Origin of the sequence: Nonomuraea guangzhouensis, assembly GCF_019396345.1 — a bacterium.
In the GTDB taxonomy this organism is placed as follows: domain Bacteria; phylum Actinomycetota; class Actinomycetes; order Streptosporangiales; family Streptosporangiaceae; genus Nonomuraea; species Nonomuraea guangzhouensis.
This window is the reverse complement of record NZ_JAHKRM010000016.1, coordinates 222,213-246,897: the sequence shown is the minus strand read 5'-3', so window position 1 is coordinate 246,897 and position 24,685 is coordinate 222,213. Positions and strand designations below refer to the sequence as shown.

Here is a 24,685-nt window from a genome sequence, read left to right as displayed (position 1 = left end):
GCCGGACGTCCTATAGGTATGAGAATCTGGCGGATCGCGCTCGCCCTGCTGGTGAGCACCCTCCTGAGCGCCACCATGGCACCCACCGCCGCCCTGGCCTCGCCCACTGCATCCGTTGCCAAGAAGGTGCTGGTCGAGCTCCGCGAGCAGGGCGGCTTCGCGGGCTTCGACAACCGGGTGATCGTCTACACCAACGGCTGCGTACGGCTGAGCCGCCGTACGGGCCCGACCGTGGACAAGTGCCTCACCAGCGCCGAGAAGCGCAAACTGCACGGCGAACTGAAGCGGCTGCACCTCGGCCGCTCCGAGGCCCAGCCGCAGGGAGCCGACTTCCTCAAGTACACGCTCACCTACAAGGGCCACCGCGTCAGCCGCTACACCCTGACCCGCACCTGGACCCCGGTGGTGAAGCGGCTGGAGAGGTTCCTCGTGAAGTACTGGGCTCCGGACTAACACACCACCACAGATATCCCTATTCACCGTAAGATGCGGGCATACGTGATTAAGGGGGTAAGCGTGCCCGAGGATGAGCAGCCCGCCGGGAAGGTCGACCCGACCGTCCCCAGCGTCGCTCGGATGTACGACTACTTCCTGGGTGGGAAGGACAACTTCTCCGCCGATCGCGAGGCGGCCGAGCACATCGTCCGGATCAGTCTGGAGACCGGCTCGGACATCCGCGAGATCGCCCGGGCCAACCGCGGCTTCCTCATCCGCGCCGTGGAGGAGGTCGCCAAGGCGGGCGTACGGCAGTTCCTCGACATCGGCACCGGCCTGCCCACCCAGAACAACGTGCACCAGGTCGCGCACCGCGTCATCCCGGACGCCAAGGTCGTCTACACCGACAACGACCCCATCGTCCTGGTGCACGCCCGCGCCCTGCTCGCCGACAACCCCGACACGGTGATCCTCGACGGCGACACGCGCGACCCGAAGGCCATCCTGGAGGCCGCCGCCGCGCACCTCGACTTCAGCCAGCCGGTCGCCATCCTCGTCGTCGCGGTGTTCCACTTCCTCGACGACGACGAGGAGGTGGCCCGCATCGTCCGGACCCTGCGCGAGCCGCTGGTCCCGGGCAGCTACCTGATCATCTCGCACGGGTACATCGAGGAGAACGAGGGCATCCCGGAACGACTCGCCGAGGCCCAGGACGTCTACCGGAAGTCCAGCTCGGGCGCGATGATCTGGCGCGACCGCGACACCGTACGCGGCTACTTCGACGGCCTCGAACTGCTCGAACCGGGCGTCGTACCCGCGCAGGACTGGCGCAACGACGAGCAGTTCATCCCGCCCGGCCTGGAGAAGGGCGGCGTCCTGGGCGGCGTCGGACGCGTCCCGTAACCTCTTTGGACGCGTGGTGGGGCCAGCACTACCCCGATAGGGCAGTGAGCGGGAGCGATCTGGAAGGCCGCGGCTCGTAGCGTTCTCGGTATGACGACCCTCCGGCACCGCATCGCCACCGACACCCGCTACGTGCTGCTCGGCTTCCCCACCGCCGTGATCTCCTTCGTCCTGGTCCTGGCCGGCGTGGCGGCCGGAGCGGGCAGTGCCGTCGCGTTCGTCGGCCTGCCCATCCTGGCCGCGTCCGCCGCCATGGCGCGTAACTTCGCCGACGTCGAGCGCGTGCTGCTGCCCGACGTACTCGGCCGCCGCCTCGCGCGCCCCCGCTACCGTCAGGCACCGGTGGACGCCGGCTGGTTCCGCCGCACCATGAACCCGCTGACCAGCGGACAGGCGGCGCTGGACATCCTGCACACCATCATCGCCTTCCCCATCGCCATCGCCACCTTCGCCGTCACCGTCGTCTGGTGGGCGGGGGCGATCGCCGGGCTGACGTTCCCGCTCTACGGCTGGATCATCGCCCGCATCCCCGGCTACCAGGGCGACCTGCCGGGCCTGCTCGGCCTCGGCAGTGACCTCACCACCCTCGTGGTCTTCAACACCGTGCTCGGCGTCCTGTTCGCGCTGACCCTGCTGCCGGTCGTGCGCGGCGCCGCCCTGGTCAAGGCCGGCCTCGCCCAGGCGATGCTGACCCGTCCCGCGTACGACGAGCGCCCCGCGACCATCCCGGCGCACCCGTTCGCCGCCGGAGTGTGAGATCATCCCCGCACCCGCTGATTGAACCTGGACCAGGTGCGGGCCGTACACCATCAAGACAGCTCAGGACGCTCCCACGGGCATGTCGCGGAGGTATCCGTGCCGGTGAATCGCCCGCTGTTCGTGAGTGGCCTGGCCTTGGCCATGGTCACCGCGTGCAGCACCTCCGGGACACCACCCCAGGCCGGCGCCTGGTCGGTGGGTTCCCTGCCACAGGCGAGCGCCTCACCGGCCGCACCAGCGCAGGGCGAACTGACGCAGGCCGAGGCCGCGCTGGTCCTCGACCGCTACCGGGAGCAGGTACAACAGGCCAGGCTGCAGGACGGAGCCGGACTGGAGGAGTCAAGCACCGGCCTGGCGCTGGAGCTCGACCGGGCCGACCTCCGGCTCGCCAAGCTGCGCGGCGATCAGCCCGGCGCCCTTCCCCAGCTCACCAGCACCCGCTTCGTCATCGCGAAGAACCCCACCGGAGCCCGCTGGTTCCTGGCCGAGATCACCGAGCAGGGCAAGGACGACCGCACCCAGCTCATCCTCCAGGAGACCGCCGCCGGCTGGCGCCTGGTCGCCCGGTCGAACACACCGCTCCAGGCAGCCGCCTTGCCCATCGCCGTCGACGACGAGGGCCGGGCGACCGCGGTGGCCGGCACCGCCACCACGAAGCTGGCCGTCGCCCCCCGCGTGATAGCCGCCGCGCACGCGCGTTCTCTGGCCACCAACGGCAAGGACGCCCGGGCCAACCGCCTCCTGGGCGCGGGCCCCTACACCACCCAGTCCGCCACCGACCGCCTCGCCGACCTACGCCTGCTGCGCGGCCAGTGGGACGTACGCGACCGCACCCAGGTGGTCCCGTCGATCTACGGGCTGCGCGCCTCCGGAGGAGGGGCCGTCGTCTGGTACGGCGTACGGGAGCAACAGAGCTTCACCGCCCGCCCCAAAGCCGCGACACTCTCCTTCACCCGGTCCGAACCCGCCGCGCTGAGCGGCAAGAAGGAGTTCCGCAACCGGGTCATCCTGGTCCAGGCCAGCTGGTTCGCGGCCGTGGTGCCCGCGTCGGCGTCGAAGAAGACGCGGATCGTCGCCGACTGGACCAGCCAGATCAGCGTCACCGGCGACTGACGGCTTTCGCGCTCTATGATCTTTGAAGTCCGGCCAGTAGCTTTTGCTCATGACGCCCACGCAGCTTCGCGCGTTCGCGGCCGTGGTGCGGCTCGGGTCGGTCAAGCAGGCGGCCGCGGAGCTCGATGTGTCGGAGGCGGCCGTCTCCCTGCACGTCGGTCAGCTGCGTAAGGAGCTCGGTGACCGGCTGTTCACCAGGACCGCTTCCGGGCTGGCGTTCACGCCCGGCGGGTTACGGCTGGCGAGCAGGGCGGCGGAGCTGCTCAGCCTGCAGGAGCGCACGATCATCGAGGTGGGCCAGGCCGGGCGCGGGCGCAGGCTGCTGCGGGTCGCCGCGTCGAGCCTGTTCGCCGAGTACGCGGCGCCCGGTCTGATCGGGCTGTTCGCCGGGCGGGCCGCCGACCTCGACGTGGAGCTGAGCGTGCACGACCCGCGGCGGTTCGGGTCGCTGCTGCGCTCGCGGACCGTCGACGTGGCGATCGGCCCCCATCCGGGCGGCGGCGCGGACGAGACGCTGTCCTGCAGAGCGTTCCTGAACTACCAGCTCGTCGTCGTCTGCGGGCCCGAGCACCCGCTCGCCGGGCGCGACGTCGGCACGCACCAGCTGCGCGACCAGGTGTGGCTGCTCGGCCCCTCGGCCGCGACCGACCTCGGCGCCGTACCGACGATGCTGCGCAAGCTCAACGTGCCCGAACACCACCAGCAGATCTACCAGAGCCACGCCGCGGCCCTGGAGCAGGCACAGCGCAACAGCGGCGTGGCCCCGGCGATCTCGTTCGCGGTGGCGCAGGACCTCGCCAACGGCCGGCTGGTGCGCGTCGCCGGGCCGTCGCTGCGGTTCGACGGCGGCTGGTTCACGATGACGCTGGCGGAGGGCGGCGTGGCACCGGCGGCGGCCGAGCTGGTCCGATTCGTCACCACACCCCGCGCCACCCAGGCCATGCTGCGTGGCCCCGGCGTGAACGTGGGCCGCTTCCGCCCGTCCATTCACATCACGCTGTGGAGTTGAGCGTCTTCAGCCCGGGGCAATTGCTACTCTGCGGGCCATGCGTCACCCCCTACACGAGTCGTTCCGGCTTCCCGCGACATTCGACGCGCTGCGGGCCTTCGTTCTCGACGGTTTCGATCCCGAGACCGGCCTGGAGGTCTATGAGCTCGCATGGGAGAAGTGCGGGTCCTTTTTATGCGGCGATCTTGACACGGTCCTCCTCGATCCACCGCCGGACATCAGTGATCCATCCGAGCTCGGCTACCAGAGTCAGCCGATGGAGATCGTTCCCTTCTGCTGGAACGGCGGCGACGGGCTCCACTACGGGTGGGCGTGCTCGCCCCCGAGCTGGATCTCGACGACCATCCGTGCGTGTCGTTCGCTCCGGTCGACGACCACGCGGTCTGGCTCGGCGACAACACGAAACAAGCGCTGGAGAATCTCCTGGTCGGAAGCATGGCCAGTTGGAAGGCGTGGGGACGTACACAAGGGCAGCCGTCCCCGGCCGACGATCCGCGATGGACAGAGCTGTGCCGCGCCCTCGGCCTGCATCCCGGCATCGGCTCCCCAGACATTACGGCCGGCGCACGTTCGAGCCGGGCAATCCGCCCCACGGTTCCCCTTGGCTGGCGGTACGAGTCAACTGACGACGGCATAGGCGTGCTCGCCGAAGCGGCAGCTTTTGCCCCCATAGCCGTGGAGATTGTCCCTTCATGGGACGACGATGAACACATCGCTCACGCACGGGACCTTCTTGCCGCCGGGTACCCCGCGTCGGCATTGTGCGTTCTCAAGGCGCTCTACCCCGATCGTGCGGCCGTGGAGACCATGCGAGACGCATACCAGGCACTTGGCCGTACGCTTCACGTCGAACGCGCGGAGGCTTGGCTTAGGGCTCAGCGAGGCTCAAGCCGATGATTCCGATGGCGGTGCTCACCGCCAGTTCGTCGGGTCCGGTGGGGACCACCCCGGTCACCGGCACGCCGAGGTCGATGGATCGCCCCGACCGGTCAGAGCGACCGGCAGCGTCCCAGATCCGCACCGTGCCGTCATCCCGGCTGCCGGAGACGACGGCTGACCCGCCACCCACCTCGCCGAAGGCCACCGAGGTGACCGTTGCGGTGTGACCGTGCAAGGCGTCGCCGACCGGAGTGCCGGTCATCAGGTCCCACACGCGGACCGTCTTGTCGGCACCGCCCGAGGCGAGCAAGAGGCGGCCTCCCACCTCCTTGACCGCCAGTGCGACCACGCTGCCGGTGTGACCTCGCATGGCTTCGCCGATCGAGGCCCCGGTCGCGGCGTCCCACGTACGCAGTGAGTGGTCTTCGCGCCCAGAGACGATCATCGTGCGGCCTCCCACCTCTACCACGGTCAGCGACGTCACGCGATCCGGTACAAAGTAGGGCTCACCTATCGGGGTTCCCGTGGCCATCTCCCACAGCTGCACCCCCTTCTTCCAGGTTCTGTCGGCGTCGTCATGGACGGCACTGACGGTGACGATCACCGATCGACCCGCCACCGTCCCCACCGCGATCCTGTTGACGGATTGATTCGGCAGCTCAGCGACAAGGGCGCCGCTGACTGCGTCCCATATCCGGGCTCTGCCCCAGCTGAGGGCAACCAGCCGCACATGGCCGTCACCGGTGTGCCCCGCCGCCACCGAATGCACCGCGCCGACGCCATTGCCCAGCGGTTCGCCGGCCGGAGCACCGGTCGTCGCGTCCCACATCCGTATCGTGCCGTCGTTCCCACCGGAAATGATGACGGAGCGGCCGTTGACGACTCCGGGCGCCAACGAGAGCACCTCGTCGAGATGACCCTGCGGCAGGTCCGCCGTCGTGTCCCACATCCGCACCATGCCGTCACCGCCGCCGGAGACGATCACCGCCCGGTCCTCGACCTGACCGATCGCCACCGACTTCACCACGTTGTGATGGGACGACTTCTCCGCGGTCAGGTGGCCGCGCAGGGGTCCGATCGGGGCACCGGTGACCGCGTCCCATACCCGGACCTTGTTGTCCGCACCGCCGGAGACGATCACCGCTCGACCGTCGATCCGCCCGATCGCCACCGCCTCCACCCGGGCGGTGTGACCTCGCAGAGGTTCACCGACCGGAGTTGCGGTCGTCGGATCCCAGATCCGGACCGTGCCGTCGTAGCTCGCGGAGACGACGATCGCCCGGCCGTCGACTTCCCCGATCGCCACGGACAGGACAGCACCGGTGTGGCCGCGCAGGGGTTCACCGATCGGGGAACCGGTGACCGCGTCCCACAGACGTACCTCTCCGTCGGCTCCCTCCTCATCGATGAATTCGGCGCCGTGGCCGGAGACGATCACTCGTCGGTCGCCGATCAGCCCCATCGCCACCGAGTACGCCTTCCTCGACTCGCAGTCGATGGGGCCGCCCAGCAGGCCTCCCGACCCGGCGGCCATACGCTCAATCGTGTTGTCGAAGCCACCACCGCGGACGATGACCGGCGGGACACGTTCATCGTCGGGCCAGATCGTCACCGCCGCCCGGCCTTCGCTCAGGGAACGCCAGACTCGGCGACGGCGCGGAGACTCCTCAGTGAGGCGGTCCCACACGACTGCGGTCGTGTTGCCACAACCGGCCACGATCACCGATCGCCCGTCGATGTGTCCGATGGCGACTGAATACACCTCATCGCTGCGCACCCTGTAGTAGTCGTCGTCGGCGGTGCAGTCGAGAGGGGCGCCGACGGGGGCACCGGTGGCCGCGTCCCACATCCGCACCCTGCAATCGCTTCCACCAGACACGATCGTCGCACGGCCTTCCACGTTGCCGATCGCCACGCAGTTGGCGTGCACGAAGATCTTGTCGTCATGAAGTGGCAGCTGAGGCGGCGGAAACGCCGCCCATCGGGTCACCCACGCCACCGGCAACCCGGAGGCCAACACCGACGAGGCCAGTTCCTCGGCTCCGGCCGCCCGAGCCGCGACCACCACCCACGCCACCCGCTCCGCTCCCCCAAGCCGCTCCCAATCGACCGATGAGGGCACTCCTTCGAACACCAACCGCGCCAGCCGTCCCCGCTTCGACCGCAACGCGACCATGACGGCCGATAATCGCTTCCGGTCCAGCGCCCGCAGGAACGTCGGCTCCGTCATCATCGCCCCGCGGCCCTCAGGCAGCCATGCCACCTTCAACTCGTCCCGCTTGTCCGTTCTGCCGCCGCTGCCCCAGCCACGCACAACCGATCTCCGTCCATCCGATCCCGCCGATATGGTGGGACACCATAGACGTCATCGGTGACAATGTTGTCCCGAACGCGGATCAACATGTCGGTGGCGGCCCCTTCGTTGTCGTCGAGGTACGTACGCGCAGACCGCGAGGATCCCCATCGGGACCACGGTCACGGTCGACAGCTCGTCCTGCTCATCCGGTCACCGAGACCGGTCTCTGGCGCACCAGCGGCGCGGGAGGCGACTTCGAGCCGAAGGCCTTCGCATCGATCATGCGGACGCATCACCAGCTGGCACACGAGGCCGCCCGCTTTGGGGCCTTGTGCAGACGACGTCTCCCCTGGCGTGTGGCCCAGTCAAGGAAGCTCGACGGATTCTCAACATATCCTCAACACCTGTAAGCCTACTTTTCCGGACATGAGATCCGTAGGAAAGATCGCCACACTGACTGTGGCGGCCGCGCTCACCTCCGGCGTGCTGGTCTCCTCAGCGCACGCCACCAGCGCCACCGAAGGCGCCACCCAGGCCTCGGCCCTTCTGTGGCCCTGCGTCGTCCAGGCGAAGTGGGCGGTCAAGGTGCACAAGCGCAAGAGCCTCAGCTCCGGCTACCGGGTGGCCAAGAAGGGCACCAAGTTCCACGGCTACTGCTGGGACAACAAGCCCACCTGGAAGTGGACCGAAGTCTGGAAACTGAACGGCGGGGGCCACGGGTACGTCTGGCACACCGGGCTCAAGATGGTCCGCTAGGTGGAAGAAACAGATGATCAATAGCTCTGAATCAGGCAGTCGCACGGCCACCTCACACGCTCTGGAGGATCACCTGGCGGAATGGTCACTGCGGACCGGGATCACGGTGGAGATATGGGCTCTGCCGAAACAGCCGCTTCCCGCCCGCATCACCGAGATCGTCCATGGCGCGATCCGTGACGTTCTGCAGGAGGTGGAACGGCAGGCACAGGCTCGTACCGTCTCCATCGCCCTCACCGTGGCTTCCGGCGGGCTGCGCTTGACCGTCAGGGATGACGGTCTCGGTACGTCGGCCAAGGCGTATGAGGCCGCTTTGGGTGGCAGACGGGTCGAGCTTGCCGGGATAGGCGGCGGCCTCACCGTCAATGGCGTACAAGGACAAGGCACCACGGTGAGCGCCACAGTACCCCGAAGGGCCCTCGGCTAGTTGCCCTACTGGCTAGGGGCATATCGTGAACGGTTCGATGTCAGGCAGGTGGCGGGACCATTCACCGGCGGTCAGCGTTCGACCGGCGCGCACGCACAGGGTCGCGGCCACGTGCCGCTCGTCCACGTCGAACACACGGATCGTGCCGTCGGGGGCGGCGGTGTGAAGTTTCGTACCGTCCGCAGAGAACGCCACCCACCCGCTGTGGGCGCTGTCCGCCGCCTGCTTGCCGTCGAAGACGAGGCCCAGAGGTCGCCGGCTCGGCACGTCCCAGAGACGTACGCGCGAGCCCTGCTCGTACGTCGCGATCGTGCGCCCATCAGGCGACCAGGCCAGCCTGGTGGCCTCGCTGCCCGGCACCGCGGGGAACTCGGCGATTTTGGTCCTGATGTCGCCGTCCCACAGGGTGAGTCGGCCGGGCCCGGAGAAGGCCACCTGCCGGCCGTCCGGGCTGAAGGCGAAGGCGCCGGCGAGCTGCCCGGTGCCCTGTTCGGGAGGCCGGGTGGCGCCCTTTTCCGGATCGATGAGCTGGAGCGGGTTTCCGGTCACGAGCAGCCGTCCGTCGGGGCGGAAGGCGAGGTCGTTCGCGCCCGTCCCGGTCTCGGCTCGTTGAGATCCGCGTTCGAGGTCCCACAGTTCGACGCGACCGTGCTCCCCGTAGCGCGACACGGCCAGCGTGTGTCCGTCCGGACTGAACGCCAGCGCCTGGGCACCCTGCTCGCGGTCACCTCCCAGCTTGAGCCGGGCAGACACCCTGTACTGGGTCGTATCCACGATGTGGATCGTGTCGCCGGCGGCCAGGGCGAGCCGGCGGCCGTCGGGACTGAAGGCGGTCGCGCTGCCAGGGCCCGACCAGCTGATCGGTTTCATCGAAGAGCGGCTCGACCAGCTGATCGGTTTCATCAAAGAGCGGCCCGTCGCCGCGTCCCTGACCTCCATCCGGTCGTCGTCCCAGATCGCGGCCAGCACGCGCGTGGAGGGGTCCAGCCGTACGTTCCCGCTCTCGCTGCCGCCGCCGATCGGCGGGTCGAACATCATCGAAACGTCCTCGGTGTGGACGGCGCCGTGTTCGTCCAGATAGCGGACGGCCCGGTCGGCGAGGTCGAAGCGGAGCCCGCCGACGAAGTCGGGCGTGGCCTGGCTGTACACCGTGTCATAGGTGGAGCGCCGCTGAAACGTCAGCTTGTCCTGGCCGCCCCAATCGGCGATGAAAGCGTCGCCGAAGACGAAGGCGACCTCCGTGCCCACGTCGCCCTCCTGGCCCATCATCTCCTCACCGGATGGCAGCTCGAACCCACGGATCCTGCTTGCCCTGTCCGAATTCAGCAGCTCCGTGGTCACCATCATCTTGCCGTCGTCGCTGAAGGCGGCCTGCTTGATGACGCCTTCGTCCCGCCCGAGCCTCGGGATCGGCGTCCTCTTGCCCCGGCGCAGGTCCCACAACTCCGCGTCATGTCCCTTCACCACGTAACCGAAGCGGCCATCGCGGCTGATCGCGTTGAGCGCGGCTCCCGAGGGAGCGGTGAGCCGCTCGCGCTTGGCGACGTCCCACCATTCGGGCAGGGCTTTCGCTCCCCAGGGGATGGCGAGGTAGCGCCCGGAACCGTCGAAGCTCAGCGTGCCGTCGCCCGATTTCCTGCCTTGACGGGCGATGGGGGCGCCGAGCGGTCTTCCGGTGCGCGTGTCCCACAGCCGTACCCCCTCGTGGTCGAGGAGGGCAAGGGTGTGCCCGTCGGGGGCGAGCGCGGCTTGGGACACCTCCGCGCTCACCCCGGACAGCACGCCGATCCGCCGTTGGCCGGTGACGTCCCAGATCCTGGCTGTCCCGCCGTCCACGGACACGAGCACGCGGCCGTCCTGGCCGAGGTTCTGCACGGTCGCGGCCGTGTAGTCGGGGTCGAGGAAGACGGAGGTCGTGGTCTGAGAGAGCGAGTCGTAGAGCGCGCCGCGGGTCTCGGGCAGCTCCGGGCTCAGCCGCCAGCCGGCCACGCTCAGCAGCTTCGCGACCTGCGGATCGCTCTGCCGCAGGTCGGCGGCTCGCAGCGCGAGCTCCCGCGCCAGCGCGTCGTCGCGCTGGCGGTTCGACTCCCTGCGCAGGTACTCCGCGGTGCCGAGCCCCCCGAGCGCGACCACGAGCAGTACGGCCAGGGTCGCCGCGACCAGACGGCGTCTTCTCGCCCTCGTACGGGCCAGGCTCACCGCCTCGTCGAGGAACTCGCGTTCGCGCCTTCCCAGCGTGAGGTCCTTGTGCGCGGTGGCGGCCCACTGCATCGTCCGGTCGAGTACCGAGCCGTGCAGCAGATCGGCCGGTCTTCTACCGTGCTCATTCCACAGCGCGGCCGACTCGGCGAGTCGCCGGTGGACGGGCAGCCCTTCGCGGTTGCCCGCCACCCAGTCGCGCAGCCGGGGCCAGGCGTGCAGAAGACCGGGCGTGGCCAGTTCGTATGTGGCACCGGACCGCATGACCAGGCCAGCGGCGCCGAACAGGGTGAGCATCGCGTCCACGGCCTGCGAGTCCGGCAGCTCGTCCCTGCCCACGGGCCGGAGTTCGTCGCCGTCGATCATCCGCAGGAACACCTCGGGCACGGTCGCCCGCTCGGCCTCGGTCAGCTCTCCGTAGAGCTCTTCCGCGATCGCGCCCAGGTCGGGCTCGGGCCGTCCGGTCAGGGCACCCGCCTGCGTAAGGCCGCGTTCGAGCAGGTCGTCGCCGCGGCGGAGCGGCGCCGCGCCGCCATGGCCCAGCAGCCGCAGCAGCACCTCCCCGGCGGCCGGCCGCTCCGTGGGATCCCGGGCAAGCGCCGCGGCCACGAACGCGTCCAGGGGTTCGGGCAGGCCGCACACGTCCGGCTCGAACTCCATCACCCGCCCGATGACGGCGGCCGGATCCCCCGCCTCGATCACGTCCTTGCCTCGGGCCGCGAACAGCACCACCATCGCCCACGCCCACAGGTCGGCCGCCTCGCTCGCGCCCCGCCCCGAGAACACCTCCGGCGGCATGTATCCGGGCGTGCCCATGATCGGCCCGCTCGTCGTCGGCCCCACCTCACGGGCCACCCCGAAGTCGATCACGCGCGGCCCGTCCGGCCCCATGATGATGTTGTCCGGCTTGAGATCGCGATGCACGATCCCGCCCTGATGGATGGCGGTCAGCGCGGTCGCCACCCCGATCGCCAGCCGACGCAGCGCGTCCTTCTGGTACGGCCCCGACTCCGCCACCACCCGCCTCAGGCTCGGCCCTGGCACGAACTCGCTGACGATGTACAGCGGCGCCGAATCAACCTGTGCCTCGATCACCTTGGCGGTGCAGAACGAGGCCACCCGCTGGGCCGCTGCCGCCTCCTTCGCGAGTCTGGCGCGTGATTCGGCGCTGTCGTACCTGGGGACCTTGATCGCAACCCGCTCTCCGGCCTCCCCGTAGCCCTCGTAGACGACGCCCTGGCCACCCGCGCCCAGCCGGGCCGCCAGCCAGTAACGCCCCAAACGCCGCGGGTCGGATGGGGTGAGAGGAACCATTGAGGGTGCCATTTCGGGAAACTCCGGGTCATGCGGCGAGCAGGTCGAGTGGTCCGCGCCGATCATCAGGCACATGATCCGCCAGGAACACGTCGATCCGCATAGCAATGTGACGAAGCTGTCCGACACACAGGGCGTCGTGCTCGCGGTCGCACGGATTGCCGTCGCTCCCCACGTGGACGCGGGGCAGCTCAGCGATGACGCTCCGATGGAAGGCCTGGTACTCCTCAAGCGCGGCAAATAGTTCGTTCACGGGCGGCTCCTTCGCGTGCGCAGCGGCCCAGGCCGCGCCGATCACCACCGTCGCCGGCGTACAGGCTCGCGGGCCGATGCCCAGCATCAGGTGCGGTGCATCCAGGGGCATGCGCCGCACACGGGCATCCTCGGCTGGGGCCGCCTGCACCACTGAGCGCGACCGGTCTCCTACGCGTGGGGTCACTTGGCGTGTGGATAGGCGACCATGGTGTCTGTGGAGTCATCCCAGAACAGACCGTATCCGGAGTAGTCGCCGAAGGGAGCCACGACGTAGTCGCCTAGCTGGACCTGGCCTGTGGCGAGGTCGATGGTGACCCGCGGGTCCGCCTGCTCAGCAGTCGAGGCGCCAATGCCGAAGGCGACGCCGTCATCGGTCACACCGGTGAGATGGACCGGCTTGTCGTGGTCGGTCTCCTCGAAGCAGTGGCCGGTGCCTTTGTCCAAGTCGAAGGCTGTATGGCTGCGGACGAGATAGCGTCCGTCGGCAGACAGGGAGGCTCCCTTGGAGTCGTCGGCCGTCACTCGCTGATACGGCGCGCAGTCGACCTTGGCGCGAACCTTTCCCGTGGCGGGGTCCAGGACGGCCCACGTGTCGTTGGGCGCGCCTTCGTCGCTCCACTGCGCGACGAGGGAGTCCTTGACTCGGGTAATGAAGATCTTGTGATCGCTTTTTGTGGTGAGAGTGCCGCCTGACCAGGCTCCCGGCACCCAGTAGTGGCGGCGGGGCTGAGTGTTGGTAGCCAGCAGCGGCCCGCGAGGGGTGACCGCTACGGCCTTGGTCGACGCGAAGCACAGCTTGCACTCGCTGGCTGGAGGTTTCATCTTCCTCAGGTCGTACGTCTTCGTCGCGCCTGTGGCCGGATCCACGGTCACCACCACGTCGTTGTCCAGGTACACCAGCAGTCCACCACCGCCGTTGGCGACCGCCCCCTCGCCGTCCAGCTCGAGATGGTGAGCCGGTTTGACGCCATCTCCAGCGGCACGGGCGGGGAAGATGTCGATCGTCGTGACCTGCCGGCCCTTGCTGACCACATCGGCGCCCTGGAAGCCGGACGCGGAGGCGACCAGGTAGTCCTTTCCCTGCACGGTGACCGAGAGCGCTGACATCAGGCCGGGGCCCTTCACCTCGCTCTTCCACAGGCTTTGGCCGCTGGTCACATCAAGCACCGTGAATGTGCCGTCGTTCTTGCCGCCCTGCAGGAAGATGGCGACCGCCCCGGAGTGCGGCAGGGTGAGCTGGTCCCCCGGCAGGTCTGACTCCCAGCCGCGGGAGGTGTCGTAGAGGCTGGGCACCGACAGCTGTGTTTTCGGCGCGACACGCTCAGGGGACATGGACGTGGACGTGGGTGTGGGCGTGGACATGGACGACGTCGGTGCGCCGGTCCGGGGCCCGTGCGATCCTCCCGAGTCATAGCTTCCCGCGCCTCCTCCGCAGGAGGTGAGAAGACCGGCGGCCACCACTGTCACGAGTACGCGCCTGGGTCGATTCACGCGAATCCTCCATCAGAACAAGAACGTATTTCAACGCCACTCGATGAACGCAGCAGTGTCGCCGAGCGTGGAGAACTTCCCGGTTCGCTCGACCTTCTGGCGGTGGAGGCGTCGCACGCGGAGCACGGAGACGGGGTAGCCGACGCGGCCGGCGCGTTCACGAGTGCTGCCGCCATGATCGCGCCGGTCGCAACCAGCATTCCTACCGCCTTGGTCCCGAATCGCATGCTGCCCTCTTTGACCTGTTGATCAACTGGCGGTCTGCATGGTGCGCCGGGCGGTGTTGAGAACTTGTTGAGTATTCGTTGAGGGGGCGGGGAGCAGGCCGGCCCACGCGCCGGTCGATGGCATCCACGTCGACGTCCGGCTGGAGGAGTGCGAGCTGGGCCTGCTGGCGGTGATCGGCGTGCGCGCTGACAGGCTTAATGAACGTGTGCAGATTCGTCCGTCACGCAGATTGCTCGTTACCACGATGAGCGGCGAAGTAGTCGGCGATCGAGCTGGGCTTGCGGCCGGTGAGGCGTTCGACCGCGTGTGTGGTCACGTCGAACCAACCGTCGCGCTTGTACGTCCCCAGGCCCGTCCATCCCTGAACGTACATCTCGGGGAGCCCACGTCCGGACAGCTCCGCGGCCAGCTCGGTGTCCGAGACCTGTTCGCAGCGGATCGGGCGGCCGGTGACCTGGGCGAGCGCGTCGGCGACGTCCGCGTCCGTGACCGCCTCCGGCCCTGTGACCTCGAGGAGTTGCCCCTCGCAGCCGCCCTCGGCCAGCACGGCCGCGGCGACGGCGGCGCTGTCGTCGCGGGTGATGTGTCCCACCCGGCCGTCACCCGAATTGCTGGGCAGCACCCCGGTGGCGACGGCGATGGCGGGCAGGCCGACAAGGTTCCACATCTCCGGCCACTGGTTGAACCGCAGCGCCGTGAACGTCAGCCCCGACTCGGCCAGCAGCCGCTCGGTCTCCCCGTGGTTCTGGATGAGCGCCTGGGGCTGGCCAGGCTCGCCCGCCCTGGCGAACGACGTGTAGATCACCTGGCCCACCCCTGCCTTGACCGCCGCCTCGATGGCGTTGACGTGCCCGCGAGGCGCCCCGGTGAGCGAGCCCATGCTGATCATCAGCAGCCGCTCCGCGCCCTCCAGCGCGCCGGGCAGGCCGGCCGGATCGTCGAAGTCGGCGTACCGGGTGGCCACTCCGAGGTCGGCGATGGCATCAGGGGTACGGGACAACGCCACGACGCGGGCGGCGTCCACCCGCTGGAGCAGGTGCCCGACGGTGAGACGTCCGAGCTGCCCGGACGCTCCGCTGACCACGATCACGATAAATCCTCCTTGGAGGTCGATGTGCGTACCCTGATCTTTGGCCAACTGGCGAAAGGTCCGAAAGAAGGCACATTCATGTCCACTGCAGCCATCACCGTCCCTGTCACCGTGGCTGAGCACGAGAACTGCCCCGCGACCAGCGTGCTGCGTCGGGTGGGTGACAAGTGGAGTGTCGTGATCCTGTCGATCCTGGAGCGCGGTGCGCACGGCTTCAACGAGCTGGACAGGTCCGTGGAGGGGCTCAGCCGCCGCATGCTCACCCGTACGCTGCGCGCCCTCGAAGAGGACGGTCTGATCAGCCGCACGGTCCATCCGAGAGTCCCGCCGCGCGTCGACTACGCGCTCACCGACCTGGGCCGCTCCTTCTTGGAGCCGGTACGCGCCCTGGGCCTCTGGGCCGTCGCGCACCAGTCCGACCTCGAAGCCGCCCACAGCAGGTAGTCCCCTCCGCGGGCTCGCCACGTCCAGGTGTCAGCGCGTGCGGAGCCGAGCTCGGCATACATGAGCAACGTCCCAAAGCGATCTTGGCCTGGATCGACCGGCGCACCACCACGCTGCCCACTGGCTTCCAGGCAGACGTCCGCGACTGGCTGAGCGACGGCACACCGGAGACCGCTCGCCTCCGCCCGACACCACCTTGTACGTCTACCTGGGAGCCGTCGAGGTGCTGCGCGAGCGCCGCACGTCCGGCACCAGCTCCGGCTCGACAATCTACGCGCCGACCGCGTGCTGGAGGAGGCGCTCAACCGGGGCCCGGACGCGCTCCATCCCGCAGTGGGACAACAAGATCAATTAACGATCTGCAGGAGCCTGATTGGCTATGGGCCTGGTGTCACTTGGGTGTGGTCGAGTGTCCAGACGACGTTGTAGAGGCAGGGGTTGGGTCGTGCGACGGCGGTGAGTTTCTCGATGTAGCCGTTGGCGTAGACCACCTCCATGACGGCGTCCCATGCCTCCTTGCTGGCGCATTGGGCGTAGTTCGTGACCTTGGTGCGGTCGAGGGAGACGTGGAGGTTGGCCGAGATCCAGCCCGGTATGTGGGTGACGGTTCGTGCCGCTTCCTGGAGGGTGGTGATGAGCAGGTCGACCTTGTCCGGGTCGACGTCGAAGACGTTGATCTGGGTGATCACGCCTTGGTTACTTTCGATCACGGTCATGGGGTGCTCCTGGTTTCAGTAGAGGACTTGGCCGCCGTTGACCGGGATGGATGCGCCGTTGACGAAGCCGGCCAGGTCGGAGGCGATCAGCGTGGCGGTGCCGGCGACGTCGTCTGGTCGGCCGAGGCGGCGCAGTGGGATCCACTCGCGTAGTTCTTTCTGCTGCTCGTCGTCAACGACGCTGCTGTTCTCGTCCTGGATCATCGAGGCTTCGATGGTGTTGACCCGAATGCCGTGCGGGCCGAGTTCCACGGCCAGCGCGCGTACGAAGGCTTCGAGCGCGCCCTTGCTGACCGACAGCAGCGAGAAGCCGGGGACGGGGGCGCGGCACAGAGCGCTGCTGATCGCGAGGATGCTCCCGCTTCCTTTGTCGAGCATGCCCGGCAGCACAGCTTTCACCGGGGTGAACGCGGCCTTCATCTCGTCCAACAGCCGTAACTCGTATGCGGCGAAGTCGAGCCCCATGACCGGGGTTGGCCGGAAGCCGCCCGCGTCCGCATTCAGAACCAGCGTGTCGGGCGACCCCAGCCGCTCGGTCACCGCGGCGACCATGCCCGCCGCGGCGTCGGGGTCACGCACGTCGGCCTGCACGGCGATCGCGTCCCCGCCGGCATCTGCGATCGCGCGCACCACGGCTTGCGCGGCGGCGTGGTTGCGCAGGTAGTTCACGGCGACCTTGGCGCCGGACTGGGCGAATCGCTGCGCTGTCCGTGCGCCGATGCCGCGGCCGGCTCCGGTGATGACGGCGACCTTGCCGGCCAGTATGAGTGGTGTCATTGCTGTTGTTCCTTTCTGAGAAGCCATGTCTCGATCTCGTGGCAGACGGCGTCGAACTGGGTTCGGGTGGGCTGTGTGAGCATGATCGAGCCCCACAAGGCGCCCACCACGGCAAGGGCGGCCGCGGCTGGGTCGAGTTCGGCGCGGAACACGCCCGCGTCCCGCCCTTCGGCGAGAAGGCGTTCGACGCCGGCGCACCACCGTTCGTTCAGCCGCCCGATGACCTTCGCCACCGCCGGGTCGCGCGGCGCCCGAAGCATGAACTCCCGCGAGACCGCCCAGGTCCGTGGGTGCTCCCGCCAGAAGTAGGCGACGTCGTCGAACTCCTGTCGTAGTTCGCGCAACGCGGTCGGCGTGGTCTCATCCGCGTCCCGCTCGGATGCGCGGTCCCGCATGTAGAGCTGCTCCAGGTGAGCCGCAACCCCCTCGATCAGCGCCTCCTTCGTGAGGAAGTAGTGGTGCAGCGTCGCACTGTTGATCCCCGCGCGTTCGGCGACATCGCGGGTCCGGAAACCCTCGAAGCCTTTGTCCGCGAGCATGTCGAAGGCGGTTTCCATGATCTGCCGCCGCCGCTCGTCCGCCTTGAGTCGCTGGCGAACCGGCCGTCCTTCGTTATCCATCAAGCAGATGATGGATAAGAATGGGCGAGTTGTCAAGCACCTGCTTGACTACGGGCCGCTCTTGGGAGCCTGCCGCAACATCCTCTACGCAGGACGGAGTTCGCGAGCCGAGGAGGACTGCCCCCGTGACCAGAGGGTGCAAGGTCCGTCGCGCTGTCACGCCTGCCGTGAAGGTTGGCCCTGGTAGGAAACGTGTCAGGCGCGGGTGAGCTCCGTGAGTACGGTGCGGAGCGAGCCGAACGTGTCGGCGGGTAGCAGCAGGTCGCAGTACGGGAGGGCGGCCGCCATCCCGGCCACGCGCGGTTCGAAGCCGGGGGCGGCGGCCCTGGGGTTCATCCAGATCACCCGGTGTGCTCGGCGGCGTAGGCGGGCCATCGCGGCGGCCAGTTCCTGCGGTGGGTCGGCGTCCCAGCCGTCCGAGCCGATGAGCACGATGGCGCCCCGCACCTTCGCGCCGTGGTGCGATGCCAGCAGCGCCCGTACGTTGGTCGCGATCCGCGTACCGCCGAATCTGTCGCTCACCCGCTCGGAGGCCAGCTCGATCGCGGCGGTGGTCGAGCGGTGCGCGAGCACCGGCGTCAGGCGGGTCAGCGTCGTCGCGAACGCGAACACCTCCGCGTCCGCCACCACCGCGAGCACCCGCATCAGATGGAGGTACGCCGACGCCTGGGCCTGCATCGACTGGCTGACATCACAGAGCATGACCACCCGCCGGGGCCGGTCGACGGGCCGCTGCCTGGCCAGCCGGAGCGGCTCCCAGCCGGTGCGGCGAGCACGCGCCAGCGTGGCGCGTACCGCGATCGCGCGCCCTCTTGACGACACCGCCAGCCTGCGGCTGCGCCGTACCGGCCAGGCGGCCACGGTCGCCGCGAGCCACGCGCCGAGCAACTCGCACTCCTGGTCGCCGAGCTGCTCGAACGGTACGTCGGCCAGCCCCTCGGCGTCGCTCGGCAGGCGCTCCGGCACCGCCGGACCGTCCGAACCCTCCGCGGTCGCCACCACCGTCGGCAACGTCATCCAGGGCAGCCCGCCCGGGTCGTAGTGGGACACGGTCGGCAGGGGTGCGGACGCCTCGTCGGCGGTGCCGTTCGCCGGGCTGAGGGGGCGGCGGCGGGCGTGCGGGTCGAACGCGGGCCCCACCGCGTGGAACACGGCCGCGAACACCTCGTCGAAGGGCTCGATCTCCGATTGCCGCCGCACCAGGCTGATGCGGGCGGCCCAGTACAGCTCTGACAGTGAGCCTGGGGGCGCGATCGTGAGGGCGCGGGTGAAGTCCTCGACGCCGGTGAAGCCCACGGGCACGCCATGCCGCCTCAGCCGTACGGCCAGCGCCGCGGCGAACGCGGCCCGGTCGACGCCCGCCAGCATGGTGCCCGGCGGTGGCGGCGTGCTTGGCGGTGGCGGGGCGCTTGGCGTCGGCGCGGTGCGTCGCGGCGGCGGGGTGGGTGGCTCGGGCCGGCTACGAGACAACGGCCCAGATGACGGCCACTGCCACGATGACGACGACGATCCCGACGACGAGGGGGATCAGGCGCTTGTAGACGGCCCCACCGGCGACGCCCAGGATGTCCAGCGGCTCCGGCTCGATCTCGGGCGTGGTGACACGTGGGGCTGGTGCCTCGTTGTCCGACCGCTCACCGGCTTCGGCCCGCTCCGCTTCCGTTCCCGGCTCGACTGACGTGCTCTCAGCCGCGGGAGCGGGGGCGGACGCGGGAGCGGGGGTTACGGTGGGTGCGGGGGCGGGTGCTGAGGCGGAGTCAGGCGTGGTCGCGGGGGTGGACTGCGCTGGGGTTGGGGCGGCCGGTTCGGTGGTGAGTTTGGCTTCGAGGCAGTTCACGAACTGGCCGAGCAGTTTGCTGGAGACCTCCTTGATCATGCCGCTACCGAGCTGCGCCACCTTGCCGGAGATCTTCAGGTCCGTGTCCACCGAGACGACCGTGCGCGGCCCGTCGGCGCGCAGGTGGGCGGTGATGGCCGCCGAGGCGTTGCCCGCGCCGCGTGAGTCCCGCCCCTTGGCGTCGATGACGGCCCGGTAGGCCGCGTCGTCCTTCTCCAGGAACCTGACCGTCCCGGCGTACTCGGAGACGACCGGCCCCACCTTCACCCGTACCTTGCCCGAGTAGACCTCGCCCTCCACGCCCGTGAGGCGGGCGCCCGGCATGCATGGGGCGATGCCCTCCAGGTCCGTGAGTACCTCCCAGGCCCGTTCGATGGGCACGCTGACCGTGAACTCATTGTCGATCTTCATCTACTCCCCGCTCCCAGCCGGTCGAGCGCCTCGGTGATGGCGTCGCGGTCGTCCAGCGTCTTCGCGATGGTGCTCAGCGTCCGTACGACATCGTCTCTGACCAGCCGTGTCGCACCCAGGGACGACAGGGCCGAGACCCAGTCGATCGTCTCCGCCATGCCGGGCGCCTTGTCCAGGTCGATCCGGCGCACCTGGCCGACGAAGTCGGTGGCGGAGCGGATCAGCGCGTCGTTCGCGGCGGGGACCGTACGCCGGAGGATCTCCGCCACCCGCTCCGGGGCGGGGAAGTCGATCCAGTGGTACAGGCAGCGTCTGCGGAGCGCGTCGTGCAGGTCGCGGCTGCGGTTGGAGGTCAGGATGACGACCGGGCGGCGTTCGGCGGTGAAGGTGCCCAGCTCGGGGATGGTGATCGCCGCCTCCCCGAGGAACTCGAACAGCAGCGCCTCGAACTCGTCGTCCGCGCGGTCGATCTCGTCTATCAGGAGTACGGGTGGCCGCGGCCCGCGGTGCCTGATGGCCTGGAGGATCGGGCGCTCCTGGAGGAATGCCTCGCTGAACAGGTCGGCGTCGTTCAGCCGGTCGTGGTGGGACTCGGCCAGGCGGATGGCCAGCATCTGGCGCTGGTAGTTCCACTCGTAGAGGGCCTCGCCGGCGGTCAGGCCCTCATAGCATTGAAGCCTGATCAGCGGGGTGGCCAGGGCGCGGGCCAGGGCCTTGGCGGCCGTGGTCTTGCCGACTCCGGGCTCGCCCTCCAGCAGCAGCGGCTGGCCGAGGCTGAGGGCGAAGAACAGTGCCGCCGCCGTACCGTCGTCCACCAGATAGTCGAGCTCGTCGAGACGGCGGCGGATGTCGTCAGCACTGCCAAAAGCGTTGTTGTCGGGCTGGGGTGCGCCGCTGTCCGCCACGTCCTTACCGCCCGCCCGCCCGCGCGAAGCGGTCTCGGCATCCCGGGCCGCAGAACCACACGTCCTCGCCGTCGGCGACCAGGTGCGGGGTTTCGGCGGACACGGTCACGTTCATCCCGCACACGGGATCGATCGCGACCTCGGGACGCGGACGTTCAGACTCAGTGCGGATGGCGATGTCAGCGAGGTCGCCCGTACGGATGGCGGCCACGATCTCGGCGAGGATCGACAGCGCGATCTCCGGTGCCGTGCGGGCGCCGAGTCTGAGGCCGGCCGGGGAGTGGACCCGGCGGCGCTCGTCGTCGGTCAACGACATCTCCCCCAGCACCGCCGCTCCACGCCGATGGCTGGCCACCAGTCCGACATAGCCGACACCGGCGTCCAGCGCGGCCCGGATCGCCTCCTGCTCGCCGCGCCCGTGACTGCACACGACGGCCGCGGTCGCACCGACTGGACCGGCTGGACCGGCTGGACCGGCTGGACCGGCTGGACCGAGCGAACCGGCCGCACCGGACAAAGGCGCCGCGAGGCGTACCGTGAAGTCCAAAGGCGCGGCCAGGGCGGCGAGGGCCGTGGCGATCGGCGAGGAGCCGACGACCCAGAGCACCGGAGGCGGCAGCAGCGGCTGCAGGAAGATCTCCAGCGCGCCCCCGGACAGGCAGGGGTTCACCACGACCTGCGCGCCGGGCGAGTCGGGAAAGCCCTGCTCGCCCTCCGGCAGCACCCGCAGCAGCACCGTCCGCCCGTCCGACAGCGCCCCGAGCGCCGCCGTACGCACCGAGCTCTCGGCGCACTGCCCGCCGACGAACCCCTCGATGGACCCGTCGGGCAGGATGATGGCGTCGTCGCCCGGACTGACCGCCGTGGGCAGCTGTGCCCGGACGACGACCGCGTGGACGAACGGGATGCGCCCGGCGACCAGTTCCTCCATGCGTTTGGTGTGCGGCATGTACGACTCCGAGGGGGTCAGATCGGCGGCGTGGGCACACCGCGCATGGCGTCCCACACCCGCGAGGGAGTGAGCGGCATGTCGGCGTGGCGGATGCCGTACGGCTTGAGCGCGTCGACGACCGCGTTGACGATCGCGGGCGGGGAGCCGACGGTGGCCGATTCGCCGACGCCCTTGGCGCCGATCGGGTGATGCGGTGAGGGGGTCACCGTGAAGCCCGTCTCCCAGTCGGGCACCTCCAGCGAGGTCGGGATCAGGTAGTCCATGAGCGAGCCGCCGAGGCAGTTGCCGTCCTCGTCGAACGCGATCATCTCCATCAGCGCCATGCCGACCCCGTCGGTGAGGCCGCCGTGGACCTGGCCCTCGATGATCATCGGGTTGATCCGGGTGCCGCAGTCGTCCACCGCGATGAACCGCCGCACCTTGACCTGGGCGGTGCCCGGGTCGATGTCGACGACGCAGATGTAGGCGCCGTGCGGGTAGGTGAGGTTCTCGGGGTTGTAGCAGATCTGCGCCTCCAGGCCGCCCTCGATGCCTTCGGGCAGGTCTCCGGCGCCGTGCGCGCGGAGCGCGATGTCCTGGATCGTGACGGACTTGGCAGGGTCGCCCTTGACGTGGAAGGCGCCCTTGTCCCAGTCGAGGTCCGCGACCGACACCTCCAGCATGCCGGAGGCGATGATGCGCGCCTTGTCGCGTACCTTCCGGGCGACCAGGGCCGCGGCGGCGCCGGACACCGGGGTCGAGCGGCTGCCGTACGTGCCGAGGCCGAACGGCGTCTGGTCCGTGTCGCCGTGCACCACGTCGATGTCGGCGGGCGGGATGCCGATCTCCTCGGCCACGATCTGCGCGAACGTGGTCTCGTGGCCCTGTCCCTGGCTCTGCACCGACAGCCGGACAACCGCCTTGCCCGTCGGGTGGACGCGTAGCTCGCAGCCGTCGGCCATGCCGAGGCCGAGGATGTCCATGTCCTTGCGCGGGCCCGCGCCGACGGCCTCGGTGAAGAAGGAGACGCCGATGCCCATCAGCTCGCCGCGGGCCCGCCGCTCGATCTGCTCCTTGCGCAGCTCGTCGTACCCGGCGATCTCCATCGCCTTGCGCATGGTGGGCTCGTAGTCGCCCGAGTCGTACACCCAGCCGGTCTTGGTCGTGTAGGGGAACTGGTCGGGCTGGATGAAGTTCTTCATCCGCAGCTCGACCGGGTCCATCCCCAGCTCGTACGCCAGGCAGTCGACGATCCGCTCGACCAGGTAGACCGCCTCGGTGATGCGGAACGAGCACGCGTACGCGACCCCGCCCGGCGCCTTGTTGGTGAAGACGGCGGTCATCTTGCAGTAGGCGGCCCGCAGGTCGTAGCTGCCGGTGAACACGCCGAAGAAGCCCGCCGGGTACTTCGTCGGCGCGGCGACGCCGTTGAACGCGCCGTGGTCGGCCAGCACGTTCGTCCGGATGGCCAGGATCTTGCCCTCGCGGGTCGCCGCGATCTCGCCGCGCATGATGTAGTCGCGGGCGAAGCCGGTGCTGGTGAGGTTCTCGGCGCGGTCCTCCATCCACTTCACCGGCTTGCCGGTCACGATCGAGGCGACGATCGAGCAGACGTAGCCGGGATAGATCGGGACCTTGCCCCCGAAGCCGCCGCCGAGGTCGGGCGAGATGATCCGGATCTTGTGCTCGGGCAGCCCGGCGACCAGCGCGTACAGCGTCCGGTGAGCGTGCGGCGCCTGGGTCGTCGACCACAGGGTCAGCCTGCTCTCGACCCGGTCGAAGTCGGCCACGCAGCCGCAGGTCTCCATCGGCGCGGGGTGTACGCGCGGGTAGACGATGTCCTGGCTCACCACGACGTCGGCCGTGTCGAACACCGCGGCCGTCTCCGCCGCGTCACCGGTCTCCCAGTCGAAGCAGTGGTTGTCCGTCTTGCCGTCGAGGTCGTCGCGGATGACCGGGGCGCCGGGGTCGAGCGCCTTGCGAGCGTCGATCACCGGGTCGAGCACGTCGTACTCGACGTCGATCAGCTCCAGGGCGTCGCGGGCGGAGTAGCGGTCCTCGGCCACCACGAACGCGACCTCCTGGCCCTGGAACCGGACCTTGTCCGTGGCCAGGACGGCCTGTACGTCGTTGGAGAGCGTGGGCATCCAGGCCAGGCCCTGGGCGGCCAGGTCGGCGCCGGTGACGACCGCCTTGACCTTCGGGTGCGCCTGCGCCGCGCTGACGTCGATGCTCACGATCCGCGCGTGCGCGACGGGAGAGCGCAGGATCGCCAGGTGCAGCATCGACGGCAGTTGCACGTCGTCGACGTAGCGGCCCCGGCCGCGGATGAAGCGCGGGTCCTCCTTGCGGAGCATCCGGCCGTGGCCGAGCGGCTTCTGGTCGTTGTCGACGAATCCGGCGGGCCGGTGTTCGGTGCTGGTCACGATGAGGCCTCCTTGGACGCGGCCCAGCGCACCGAGCGGACGATGGTGGCATAGCCCGTGCAGCGGCAGATCTGCCCGGAGATCGCCTCGCGGATCTCGCCCTCGGAGGGGTCGGGGTTGCGGTCGAGCAGCGCCCTGGCCGTCATCATCATCCCCGGGGTGCAGAACCCGCACTGCAGGCCGTGGCACTCCATGAAGCCCTGTTGGACGGGGTCGAGCCGGCCGTCCTGTTCGAGGTCCTCGACCGTACGCACCTCGTGGCCGCCGGCCATGGCCGCGAGCACGGTGCACGACTTGACCGGTTCGCCGTCGAGCCAGACGACGCAGGTGCCGCAGTTGCTGGTGTCGCAGCCCCAGTGGGTGCCGGTCAGCCCGAGGTGGTCACGCAGGAAGTGGATCAGGAGCAGGCGCCCCTCGATCTCCCCGGTGACCTCCTCGCCGTTCACGATCATCGATACGCGCAC

23 protein-coding genes are annotated in these 24,685 nt (G+C 69.3%); 9 read left to right on the top strand and 14 right to left on the bottom strand.

All coding sequences use genetic code 11. From position 1 onward, the window contains the following. Positions 1–18 precede the first annotated feature (18 nt). From KME78_RS32055 to KME78_RS32030, 6 genes are all read left to right on the top strand, one after another. Complete coding sequence (locus KME78_RS32055) at positions 19–453, top strand: hypothetical protein (protein ID WP_219533112.1); 435 nt, start codon at positions 19–21, stop codon at positions 451–453. Positions 454–516: 63 nt separating this feature from the next. Further along, complete coding sequence (locus KME78_RS32050) at positions 517–1,338, top strand: SAM-dependent methyltransferase (RefSeq protein ID WP_308127218.1); 822 nt, start codon at positions 517–519, stop codon at positions 1,336–1,338. Between the two features lie 90 nt (positions 1,339–1,428). After that, positions 1,429–2,094, top strand: a complete 666-nt coding sequence (locus KME78_RS32045; protein ID WP_219533110.1) for a sensor domain-containing protein — start codon at positions 1,429–1,431, stop codon at positions 2,092–2,094. Positions 2,095–2,193: 99 nt separating this feature from the next. Continuing rightward, positions 2,194–3,210, top strand: a complete 1,017-nt coding sequence (locus tag KME78_RS32040; protein ID WP_219533109.1) for a DUF8094 domain-containing protein — start codon at positions 2,194–2,196, stop codon at positions 3,208–3,210. 49 nt (positions 3,211–3,259) lie between these two features. Continuing rightward, positions 3,260–4,219, top strand: coding sequence for a LysR family transcriptional regulator (locus tag KME78_RS32035; RefSeq protein ID WP_219533108.1), 960 nt, complete (start codon positions 3,260–3,262; stop codon positions 4,217–4,219). Between the two features lie 306 nt (positions 4,220–4,525). Continuing rightward, positions 4,526–5,116 (top strand): hypothetical protein, encoded by a 591-nt coding sequence (locus KME78_RS32030; RefSeq protein ID WP_219533107.1) that lies wholly within the window; start codon positions 4,526–4,528, stop codon positions 5,114–5,116. Here the strand turns inward: KME78_RS32030 and KME78_RS67385 are convergent. Further along, positions 5,088–7,412 carry a WD40 repeat domain-containing protein gene (locus tag KME78_RS67385; protein WP_219533106.1) on the bottom strand — a complete coding sequence of 775 codons (2,325 nt, stop codon included), beginning with the start codon at positions 7,410–7,412 and terminating at the stop codon, positions 5,088–5,090. The two genes, KME78_RS32030 and KME78_RS67385, sit on opposite strands and share 29 nt — an antisense overlap. Before the next feature lie 408 nt (positions 7,413–7,820). On the opposite strand from KME78_RS67385, the gene KME78_RS32020 reads away from it, so the two are divergent. Next, positions 7,821–8,150 carry a hypothetical protein gene (locus KME78_RS32020; RefSeq protein ID WP_219533105.1) on the top strand — a complete coding sequence of 110 codons (330 nt, stop codon included), beginning with the start codon at positions 7,821–7,823 and terminating at the stop codon, positions 8,148–8,150. Between the two features lie 13 nt (positions 8,151–8,163). Then, the gene (locus tag KME78_RS32015) at positions 8,164–8,577 is read left to right on the top strand and encodes a sensor histidine kinase (protein WP_219533104.1); all 414 of its coding nucleotides are present in this window, start codon (positions 8,164–8,166) and stop codon (positions 8,575–8,577) included. A gap of 12 nt (positions 8,578–8,589) precedes the next feature. Here the strand turns inward: KME78_RS32015 and KME78_RS32010 are convergent, their stop codons facing one another. The 4 genes from KME78_RS32010 to KME78_RS31995 form a co-directional block, all read right to left on the bottom strand. Then, positions 8,590–12,057 (bottom strand): WD40 repeat domain-containing serine/threonine-protein kinase, encoded by a 3,468-nt coding sequence (locus KME78_RS32010; protein WP_219533103.1) that lies wholly within the window; start codon positions 12,055–12,057, stop codon positions 8,590–8,592. A 61-nt stretch (positions 12,058–12,118) separates the two neighbouring features. Then, positions 12,119–12,463, bottom strand: a complete 345-nt coding sequence (locus KME78_RS32005) for a hypothetical protein (RefSeq protein WP_219533102.1) — start codon at positions 12,461–12,463, stop codon at positions 12,119–12,121. Between the two features lie 62 nt (positions 12,464–12,525). Next, positions 12,526–13,677, bottom strand: a complete 1,152-nt coding sequence (locus tag KME78_RS32000; RefSeq protein WP_219533101.1) for a hypothetical protein — start codon at positions 13,675–13,677, stop codon at positions 12,526–12,528. A 607-nt stretch (positions 13,678–14,284) separates the two neighbouring features. Continuing rightward, positions 14,285–15,154 (bottom strand): NAD(P)H-binding protein, encoded by an 870-nt coding sequence (locus tag KME78_RS31995; RefSeq protein ID WP_219533100.1) that lies wholly within the window; start codon positions 15,152–15,154, stop codon positions 14,285–14,287. A 78-nt stretch (positions 15,155–15,232) separates the two neighbouring features. Here KME78_RS31995 and KME78_RS31990 point away from each other — a divergent pair, with 78 nt between their 5' ends. After that, on the top strand, positions 15,233–15,598 hold the full coding sequence (locus tag KME78_RS31990; RefSeq protein WP_219533099.1) for a winged helix-turn-helix transcriptional regulator: 366 nt from the start codon (positions 15,233–15,235) through the stop codon (positions 15,596–15,598). 377 nt (positions 15,599–15,975) lie between these two features. Here KME78_RS31990 and KME78_RS31985 read toward each other — a convergent pair whose 3' ends face one another. The 9 genes from KME78_RS31985 to KME78_RS31945 all read right to left on the bottom strand — a co-directional run bounded on the left by KME78_RS31985 (position 15,976) and on the right by KME78_RS31945 (position 24,685). Continuing rightward, positions 15,976–16,314, bottom strand: a complete 339-nt coding sequence (locus tag KME78_RS31985; RefSeq protein ID WP_219533098.1) for an antibiotic biosynthesis monooxygenase family protein — start codon at positions 16,312–16,314, stop codon at positions 15,976–15,978. A gap of 15 nt (positions 16,315–16,329) precedes the next feature. Then, on the bottom strand, positions 16,330–17,091 hold the full coding sequence (locus KME78_RS31980) for an SDR family NAD(P)-dependent oxidoreductase (RefSeq protein WP_219533097.1): 762 nt from the start codon (positions 17,089–17,091) through the stop codon (positions 16,330–16,332). Further along, entirely contained in the window at positions 17,088–17,711 is a 624-nt protein-coding gene (locus KME78_RS31975; protein ID WP_219533096.1) for a TetR/AcrR family transcriptional regulator, read from the bottom strand. The genes KME78_RS31980 and KME78_RS31975 overlap by 4 nt, the downstream gene beginning before the upstream one ends. Positions 17,712–17,906: 195 nt before the next feature. Continuing rightward, the gene (locus KME78_RS31970; protein WP_219533095.1) at positions 17,907–19,079 is read right to left on the bottom strand and encodes a vWA domain-containing protein; all 1,173 of its coding nucleotides are present in this window, start codon (positions 19,077–19,079) and stop codon (positions 17,907–17,909) included. A 91-nt stretch (positions 19,080–19,170) separates the two neighbouring features. After that, positions 19,171–19,959 carry an SRPBCC family protein gene (locus KME78_RS64865; RefSeq protein WP_246652378.1) on the bottom strand — a complete coding sequence of 263 codons (789 nt, stop codon included), beginning with the start codon at positions 19,957–19,959 and terminating at the stop codon, positions 19,171–19,173. After that, complete coding sequence (locus KME78_RS31960; RefSeq protein WP_219533094.1) at positions 19,956–20,864, bottom strand: AAA family ATPase; 909 nt, start codon at positions 20,862–20,864, stop codon at positions 19,956–19,958. Before KME78_RS31960 ends, KME78_RS64865 begins: the two co-directional genes overlap by 4 nt. Positions 20,865–20,868: 4 nt before the next feature. After that, positions 20,869–21,813, bottom strand: coding sequence for an XdhC family protein (locus tag KME78_RS31955; RefSeq protein WP_219533093.1), 945 nt, complete (start codon positions 21,811–21,813; stop codon positions 20,869–20,871). 17 nt (positions 21,814–21,830) lie between these two features. Continuing rightward, positions 21,831–24,221: an aerobic carbon-monoxide dehydrogenase large subunit gene (locus tag KME78_RS31950; RefSeq protein WP_308127217.1), complete on the bottom strand. Its 2,391-nt coding sequence runs from the start codon at positions 24,219–24,221 to the stop codon at positions 21,831–21,833. Continuing rightward, positions 24,218–24,685, bottom strand: a complete 468-nt coding sequence (locus KME78_RS31945) for a (2Fe-2S)-binding protein (RefSeq protein WP_308127216.1) — start codon at positions 24,683–24,685, stop codon at positions 24,218–24,220. The genes KME78_RS31950 and KME78_RS31945 overlap by 4 nt, the downstream gene beginning before the upstream one ends.

What these genes read in the sequence shown, in the direction of transcription:
- KME78_RS31990 (WP_219533099.1), top strand. Translation starts at nt 15,233, where the DNA reads ATGTCCACTGCAGCCATCACCGTCCCTGTCACCGTGGCTGAGCACGAG.
- KME78_RS31985 (WP_219533098.1), bottom strand. Translation starts at nt 16,314, where the DNA reads ATGACCGTGATCGAAAGTAACCAAGGCGTGATCACCCAGATCAACGTC.
- KME78_RS32045 (WP_219533110.1), top strand. Translation starts at nt 1,429, where the DNA reads ATGACGACCCTCCGGCACCGCATCGCCACCGACACCCGCTACGTGCTG.
- KME78_RS31980 (WP_219533097.1), bottom strand. Translation starts at nt 17,091, where the DNA reads ATGACACCACTCATACTGGCCGGCAAGGTCGCCGTCATCACCGGAGCC.
- KME78_RS32020 (WP_219533105.1), top strand. Translation starts at nt 7,821, where the DNA reads ATGAGATCCGTAGGAAAGATCGCCACACTGACTGTGGCGGCCGCGCTC.
- KME78_RS64865 (WP_246652378.1), bottom strand. Translation starts at nt 19,959, where the DNA reads ATGAAGATCGACAATGAGTTCACGGTCAGCGTGCCCATCGAACGGGCC.
- KME78_RS32055 (WP_219533112.1), top strand. Translation starts at nt 19, where the DNA reads ATGAGAATCTGGCGGATCGCGCTCGCCCTGCTGGTGAGCACCCTCCTG.
- KME78_RS32000 (WP_219533101.1), bottom strand. Translation starts at nt 13,677, where the DNA reads ATGTCCCCTGAGCGTGTCGCGCCGAAAACACAGCTGTCGGTGCCCAGC.
- KME78_RS31970 (WP_219533095.1), bottom strand. Translation starts at nt 19,079, where the DNA reads ATGCTGGCGGGCGTCGACCGGGCCGCGTTCGCCGCGGCGCTGGCCGTA.
- KME78_RS32015 (WP_219533104.1), top strand. Translation starts at nt 8,164, where the DNA reads ATGATCAATAGCTCTGAATCAGGCAGTCGCACGGCCACCTCACACGCT.
- KME78_RS32035 (WP_219533108.1), top strand. Translation starts at nt 3,260, where the DNA reads ATGACGCCCACGCAGCTTCGCGCGTTCGCGGCCGTGGTGCGGCTCGGG.
- KME78_RS31975 (WP_219533096.1), bottom strand. Translation starts at nt 17,711, where the DNA reads ATGGATAACGAAGGACGGCCGGTTCGCCAGCGACTCAAGGCGGACGAG.
- KME78_RS31955 (WP_219533093.1), bottom strand. Translation starts at nt 21,813, where the DNA reads ATGCCGCACACCAAACGCATGGAGGAACTGGTCGCCGGGCGCATCCCG.